The 7293-nt window shown below is 49.4% G+C and carries 8 protein-coding genes; 6 read left to right on the plus strand and 2 right to left on the minus strand.

Going from position 1 to position 7293, the window contains the following annotated elements:
- Both RMO27_RS20100 and RMO27_RS20105 read left to right on the plus strand, forming a co-directional pair.
- On the plus strand, positions 1 to 1040 hold a 1040-nt coding region (locus RMO27_RS20100; RefSeq protein ID WP_309735880.1), incomplete at its 5' end, for an HlyD family efflux transporter periplasmic adaptor subunit.
- A gap of 86 nt (positions 1041 to 1126) precedes the next feature.
- Positions 1127 to 1885, plus strand: coding sequence for a peptidylprolyl isomerase (locus RMO27_RS20105; protein ID WP_309735882.1), 759 nt, complete (start codon positions 1127 to 1129; stop codon positions 1883 to 1885).
- Between the two features lie 28 nt (positions 1886 to 1913).
- Here the strand turns inward: RMO27_RS20105 and RMO27_RS20110 are convergent, their stop codons facing one another.
- Positions 1914 to 2537, minus strand: a complete 624-nt coding sequence (locus RMO27_RS20110) for a sigma-70 family RNA polymerase sigma factor (protein ID WP_309735884.1) — start codon at positions 2535 to 2537, stop codon at positions 1914 to 1916.
- A gap of 141 nt (positions 2538 to 2678) precedes the next feature.
- Between RMO27_RS20110 and RMO27_RS20115 the strand changes: the two genes are divergently transcribed.
- Both RMO27_RS20115 and RMO27_RS20120 read left to right on the plus strand, forming a co-directional pair.
- Entirely contained in the window at positions 2679 to 3236 is a 558-nt protein-coding gene (locus tag RMO27_RS20115) for a thioredoxin family protein (RefSeq protein WP_309735886.1), read from the plus strand.
- 72 nt (positions 3237 to 3308) lie between these two features.
- Complete coding sequence (locus tag RMO27_RS20120) at positions 3309 to 4532, plus strand: NAD(P)/FAD-dependent oxidoreductase (RefSeq protein WP_309735888.1); 1224 nt, start codon at positions 3309 to 3311, stop codon at positions 4530 to 4532.
- A gap of 46 nt (positions 4533 to 4578) precedes the next feature.
- Here the strand turns inward: RMO27_RS20120 and RMO27_RS20125 are convergent, their stop codons facing one another.
- Complete coding sequence (locus tag RMO27_RS20125) at positions 4579 to 5370, minus strand: nuclear transport factor 2 family protein (RefSeq protein WP_309735890.1); 792 nt, start codon at positions 5368 to 5370, stop codon at positions 4579 to 4581.
- A gap of 269 nt (positions 5371 to 5639) precedes the next feature.
- On the opposite strand from RMO27_RS20125, the gene murG reads away from it, so the two are divergent.
- Together murG and RMO27_RS20135 are read left to right on the plus strand one after the other, a co-directional pair.
- Positions 5640 to 6746: an undecaprenyldiphospho-muramoylpentapeptide beta-N-acetylglucosaminyltransferase gene (gene murG / locus RMO27_RS20130; RefSeq protein ID WP_309735892.1), complete on the plus strand. Its 1107-nt coding sequence runs from the start codon at positions 5640 to 5642 to the stop codon at positions 6744 to 6746.
- A 134-nt stretch (positions 6747 to 6880) separates the two neighbouring features.
- Positions 6881 to 7162, plus strand: coding sequence for a DUF427 domain-containing protein (locus tag RMO27_RS20135; RefSeq protein WP_309735893.1), 282 nt, complete (start codon positions 6881 to 6883; stop codon positions 7160 to 7162).
- The last annotated feature ends 131 nt before the right edge of the window (positions 7163 to 7293 follow it).

Raw genomic sequence — 7293 nt, forward strand, 5'->3', positions numbered from 1 at the left:
AGCTCACCCAAGTCCGCCAATCCGAGCAGGCAGTCGTCGATGCCCAAACCAACCATCTCCTCGCACAGAATCGCTTTAAAGACGCTCAAAATGAACGGCTGCGCTATCAAAAACTCTATCAAACTGGCGCGATCTCCGAAGTCAAAGCTAGAGAGGTGGGCAGCGTAGCTCTAGAAAAAAATCAACTTTTTACCCAAGCCGCTGCCAGTCTCCAGCAATCAAAATTGCGCGCCAAAGAGCAACAAGAAAACTACCACAAACTCTTGCAACAAGCCCAGTCGGATATCGCCCAAGCGAGACTAAGACTCAAAGAACAACAGGAAGGCTATCAGAGCGTCGTAACGAGAAATCAAGCTGATATCGCCCAAGCCAAATTGAGAATTACTGAACAACAACGTGGCTCTACAAGTTTGGCTAAAGGTGGCAATATTGCTGTTCTGAAAACAGAACAGCAATATAAAGAAATTCAGAGCCAAATTGCGACCCTGAAATCGGAAATCGAACGCGATCGCGCCCAGGGTCGATCGCTACTAAATCAACTTAAAAAATATACGATCCAAGCCGATCTCGACGGGACAATTTTTGAATTGCCGATCGCGCGTGAAGGCTCTGTCGTCCAGCCGAAACAACTCCTGGCGGAAATTGCACCCAATCGGGGGGACTTAGTCTTTAAGGGCGAAATTCCCGCCACCCAAAGCGAATCATTGCGGTCGTCCCTAGACAAAGCCCAAACTGCAAGTGCCCTCCAAAAAGATGTCAAACTCAAGTTTGATGAATTTCCGTTTGAAAGTTATGATGTCGTGCTGGGGAAATTAGCCTGGATCGCGCCGAACTCCAAACTCACCCAATCGGCGGCAGGAGCCACCATTGCCAGCTATGATATAGAAGTACAACTCAAACAATCGTGTATCAAGCATGAAAATAGTTGTTTGCCCTTTAAATCAGGTCAACCAGCAACCGCAGAAATCGTGATTCGCAGTCGCCGCGTCATCGATTTTATCCTCGATCCATTCCGGAAACTGAATAATGGTAGCCGTTAGTGTGGGTGGAAAGCTACGACGATCGATTAATATTGAAGATTTTTTTAGACAATAAGTTTTAGCGAGTCCGATCGGTAGATTAAATAATGGTACCAAATGTAAATAGCGATCCCTGTGCCAAAATTAGCGATCGAGATTTGATTTATGAAGCCAAGCTCAAGGGTAAAATCCCCGAACTGATGCAGGGGGTCGCGCGCCGCCAAACGATCGAGTCCCAAGTCCGGCTGGCTGGCATCAGTCCCACTGTCGAAGATTTACAAGCCGCAGCCGATCACTTTCGGCTCGTCCATCAGTTGGAAAGTACCGAAGCAACTAAAAAATGGCTGGACGAGCGGTTTCTCTCGCTCGATGATTTTGAAGACCTGATTACTCAAAATCTCTTGTCAGAGCGGCTAGCCGAGCACTTATTCGGCGATCGCGTCGAGAACTTATTTTATCAAAACTTGCTCGACTATAGTGCCGCCACGATCTATGAAGTAATTTTAGAAGATTACGATCTGGCGATGGAAATTTATTACTCATTGCAAGAGGGCGATCTCAGTTTTGCGGATGTGGCTCAGCAATATATTACCGTCCCCGAACTCCGGCGGCACGGCGGGTATGTCGGCAAAGTAGTCCGCAAACAACTGCGTCCCGAACTCGCCGCTGCCATTTTTGCGATCGAACAGCCCCAACTGCTCGAACCGATCGTTACTGCGGTGGGCATTCATCTGATTCAAGTTGAAGAAGTCATCAAGCCGCAATTAGACGAGCCACTACGGCAGCAGATCTTGACAGAATTATTCGATCGCTGGTTGGCTGAGACAATTGCTGCTAATCCTGAGTACAGTCAGCTTCAGCTCTGATTCGTGCTGATGGCGATCTCCAGGTTAGTTAAGCTGGTGCGAGATCGATCCGTAGATAAATATCCCGAATGTCTTTGGGGACAGCCGCTTCTAGCTGTTGGTAACCGGTTGCTAAATACGTGGGAATATCTGCTGTCGGAATTTTTTGGCCTTCACCTTGCAGGTAAGCCGAGATCCGTTGCTCGTTCCACTTGAGACTTTGAGTCATCACGACAATTAAGCGCGACAGTGGCGGAATCGCATCGAGTCCGCGTTCGAGATAACATCTCAGTGGTGGTGGTGCCGCAGTCAAAGTCGAGCGAATTTGCGCTGGTGGGGGCACTTCTACCAGATCGATCGTCCCGCCGGTAATATCCATCAACCAGCTTTGCCAGTTTGTCGCTTCGGGATCGGGGGCTAGTTGCACTCGTCCGAGTTCGGCAAAAATTTGTCGCCAAGCGATCGCAAATAGATAGTCAGCCTGAAGTTGCGACTCGACGGCTTGTTGGACGACACTATGGACGATCGCCCCATAGCGACAAAACAAAGCAGTGAAAAATTTACCCTGTTCGGGATGGAGCTGATGCAAGCTGACTAACTCGCGATCGGTATGATTAGCTAAAGATTGTAAAATCTCGTGGTTGGCTTCGGCGAAAGTCGGGATTGACAACATTGATAAACAGTTGACAGTTGGCAGATAACAGTTGCTAGTTTAGCATTCGCTCTCCCACCGATGAGATCGGGTTTTACACCAGTGACAGGCTGCACGATATATTGAGTTTACTAACTAATTTCAAATTTCAAACTTATTGCTATGCAATCTCCCGCTGCTCCCAATCGAATGCGTAACTTTACGATCGTCACGATCGCGATCGTCCTGGTAATTGCCTTGGCTTTAGGCGTACGATCGCAGAACTTTGGCTCCAGCCTGGAAGCCCAAGCCACCCAGTCTCAACCGATCGATGTGGCCTTGACAAATGGGAAGCCCACATTGATGGAATTTTATGCCAATTGGTGTACCAGTTGCCAAGCGATGGCTCCAGATTTAGCCGCCATCAAATCTCAATTCGGCGATCGCCTAAACTTTGCGATGCTGAATGTCGATAACACTAAATGGCTGACAGAAGTCACTAAATACCGCGTCGATGGCATTCCTCATTTTGTCTTTTTCGACAGCAAAGGCAGCGTCCTCGCTGAAGCGATCGGCGAGCAACCGCGCCAAATTCTCGAATCCAAACTCACCGCCCTCATCGCCGGATCTTCCCTCGCCGATACCGATACCGTCACCGCTGGCGAAGTCTCCAAATTCACACCCAAAGTAGTCCCCAGCGGGGATATTCGTAGCGATGACCCTCGCGCTCATGGAGCGTAGTTAGGCTTTAGGTTTTAGGTTTTAGGCGTCTTTCTATATTTCCGATCGACTATCAACTATCAACTCCCAACTGTGTCCCAAATCATCATCATCGGCGGCGGCGCAGCGGGATTTTTTGCTGCGATTACCTGCGCGCAAACTCATCCCGATACTTGCGTCACCCTACTTGAAGCTCGCAAATCGCCCCTGGGTAAGGTCAAAATCTCCGGTGGCGGTCGGTGTAATGTCACTCATGCCTGTTTCGATCCCCTGGCACTCGTGCAGCATTATCCGCGCGGCCACAAAGCACTTCGGGGTGCCTTTACACGGTTTCAACCCCAAGATACGATCGACTGGTATGCCAATCGTGGTGTCCAGCTCAAAACTGAAGCCGATGGCCGGATGTTTCCGACGACAGACGACTCGGAGACGATCGTTAGGTGTCTCACGGATACAGCGGCGGCGGCTGGCGTCAAAATCTGGACGGGTGAAGCTGTGGCCGAAATTACACCCCAACAGCCATCAGGCTGGTCGGTCGCGCTCAAATCTGGGCCGATTTTGACCGCAGATCGAGTCTTGCTGGCAACTGGTAGCAATCCCAGTGCCCATAAGTGGGCGCAACAACTGGGGCACTCGATCGCCACACCAGTACCATCTCTATTTACTTTCAATATTCCCGATCCGCGCTTGGCTAATCTTGCTGGCGTGAGTGTGAAAGCAGCTACGGTCAAATTAGCTGGGAAGGGCAAAAATGCGTTAGCGCAAACCGGCGCGCTGTTAATTACCCATTGGGGGGTCAGCGGCCCCGCAGTGCTCAAATTATCAGCATGGGGAGCGAGACTGTTAGCCGAATCGCGCTATCACATGACCCTGACGATCGATTGGTTGCCCGATTATCGCCCCGATAAGTTGCGCGAACTGATTCTGGCCGTTAAGTCGCAGTTACCCCAGAAAACAATCCAAAATAGCTGTCCGGTGCCGATTCCCCATCGCTTATGGGAGTCTTTGACTAGTTATATCGGCATTCAACCGAGCGATAGATGGGCGGGATTAGCGAATAAAACACTCGATCGCTTAATTGGCGAACTAAATCGCGGTGAGTATCAAATCACTGGTAAGGGCGTATTTAAGGAAGAATTCGTGACCTGTGGCGGTGTCGATCTCCAGTCGGTGAATTTCCAAACGATGGAAAGTAAAATTTGCCCTGGTTTGTATTTCGCGGGCGAAATTCTGGATATCGACGGGGTGACGGGTGGCTTCAATTTTCAGAGTGCTTGGACGACTGGGTATTTGGCGGGATTGGCGATGGGAGGTTAACGCGGGGAGGTTAATGCTCCCCTCGCTGGATCGACTGATTTATTTATTATTGCCCTTTAACGACATGTACGCGTTGAGTGAGTGTCGTCATCCCAGCCGGACGAATGAAGATCGTCGAGAACCAGTAATCGCCAGACTTACCGGGAGCGCGGGCGACCTTAAATAAACCACCAGCAGTCAGCAATTCGAGCTTATAGTTAGCTGGTTTGCCATAGACGCGATCGGAAACTGGTTGTTCGAGGAAAGTACCCATCAGTACATCTTCCCCTAATGGCTCGGAGACGATCGCATCGAGATTGTACTCGGCATTGGTTTGCAACTTGTCTGGGAGATTGAGTTCGATCGTCGGTGGCTTGGTACCGCTCGATACTTGCGTGCGTTCTTGAAGGATTTGTTGTTGGACGATTTGGCCGCCGACAATTTTTTGGCGCGATTGAATAGTTGCTTGGAGGTTGAGGGTTCTACCATTGAGCTGTTGGGTGCCAGCAATCTTGGTGACGGTATCAGCGGTATAACTATTGCCCGTACCCTGCCAACTTTGTAATGTCGTGGTGTATTTGAGATTGCTATAGCTTTGCCAAAATTGGCCGAGTGCTTGCTGCCATGCTGTTTTGCTCAAACCATCGCTGGTCGTGAAATTGGGGCTATAGTAGCGCGCGAGTTCAGGTAATTTGCGCCCGTTGGCGGCCGCATCAATATTGTTCAGGAGCGTTTTGAGTGCCGTCGGTGCTGGTGTTGCTGTCGATCGATCTGCACGCGCGGGGAGCATCACGAAAGCTTGTTGGCAACTAAATGCCAGTGCCATAATTGCCAGTCGATACCAAGATTTAGTTGACATAGGAGATGCTAACAAGCGGTAGATGAGTTCAAAGAAGATCGGGGTGGAGTCAAGAGTAGCGAGTGCACCCAGTGTCTCATCTCACCCAGGTAACAAAGTGCTAGCTGTCAAGCGATCGATATTACATATTAGTAGAATAACAGAAACAACGATTCTCCTGTCTTGTCTCGCTCAACCTGGAGGGAACCTCCGCAACCGCGAGCCGCTAGCGGAGATGCTACGCAAACGGCTAGAATACCTGTGTCGCAGGTAGAGGAATCAAAATACTAGTGTCTAATCCAGCCATTAAGCTCCTGATCGCCGCCAGTGGGACAGGGGGGCATGTCTTTCCGGCGATCGCCGTCGCGCAAAAGCTCTCAGGGTATGAGATTGAATGGTTGGGCGTACCCGATCGACTCGAATCCAAATTAGTACCTAAAGAATATCCCCTGCATTTGATTCGGGTCGGTGGTTTTCAGGGGAAGTTGGGAGTGGGTACGCTTAAAACCATGGCTGGACTGGTCAAAGGGATTTTTCAGGTACGCAAGCTTCTCCAGCAGGGCGGGTTTGATGCGGTGTTTAGTACTGGTGGTTATATTTCTGCCCCGGCTATTTTAGCGGGTTATTCCCTCGGTTTGCCAGTGTTTCTGCACGAGTCAAATGCGATTCCTGGTAAAGTGACCCGCTGGCTGAGTCCGTTTTGTACCAAAGTCGCCGTCGGTTTTGTTGCCACCAGTAAATATTTAACCCGCGCCCAGACTATTTATTTAGGTACCCCTTGCCGCGAGCAATTCCTGACCCCTCAACCCCTCGATCTACCAATTCCGGTAGATAGTCTCCTAATTGTAGTTGTCGGTGGTTCTCAAGGTGCTGTCGCCCTCAATCAAACGATCGGCGAATGCGTAGATACTTGGTTGGCGGCTGGTGCCACGATCGTGCATATTGTGGGCGGCGCAAATGCACCCACTCAGGAGATTGAAGATCCGCGCTATATCGTGTTGCCATTTTACGAAAATATGGCCGGACTGTTTCAAAGAGCCGATTTGGCAATTAGTCGCGCCGGGGCAGCGACACTCAATGAGTTGATGATTACCCGCACACCGTCAATTTTGATTCCCTACCCATACGCGGCAGAAGACCACCAATATTACAATGCTAATGTCTTGGCGGCGGCGGATGGCGCGCTCTTATTTCGCCAAGAAAATCTCACCGCTCAATTCCTGGCAGCCGAAGTCCTCAAACTACTTCAAAATCCACAGCGATTGAAAACTATGGCCTCGAATATGAGTTCGCTCGGCGTGATTAATAGTGCCGATTTGTTAGCTGATACGATCGATCGAGAAATCGCCGCTCGATCGCTAGCCAAAGCCTCCGTCGATCGTCATCCCAGTCTTTAAAATCTAGCCCAAATCTGGAGTTGGGAGTACGGAGTGACGGAAATAGAATTACTAACTCCCAACTCCCACTCTAGACTTGAATGCTATAGTGAGAAAAGGTTACACGCTACAAATCATTACTAATTGGTAGAAACATGACCACAGCAACTTGGAACGGTGTGACATTGGCACAAAGCGATGCGACGGTAGTTGTCGAGAACAATCAATATTTCCCACCCGAAAGTCTCAACAAAGAATACTTTAGCGATAGTAATACTCATAGTACTTGTTCCTGGAAAGGAACGTGTAACTATTACAGTATCGAAGTAGACGGTCAAACCAATCAAGATGCGGCGTGGTACTATCCCACGCCGAAAGATGCTGCCAAAAATATTGCTGGTTATGTAGCTTTTTGGAAAGGTGTTAAAGTTGCTTGATTAACAAGTTAACTTGCGAGATCGATCGTCTCGATCGATCTCCAAACCAGTTGCTAATTCACAAGTCCAATCCACCGAATCAATGAGTAAGATCGATCTCCAAATCGTGACGGAATTACAAGTTCAATTTG

Source organism: Chamaesiphon sp. OTE_75_metabat_556 (assembly GCF_031378165.1).
In the GTDB taxonomy this organism is placed as follows: domain Bacteria; phylum Cyanobacteriota; class Cyanobacteriia; order Cyanobacteriales; family Chamaesiphonaceae; genus Chamaesiphon.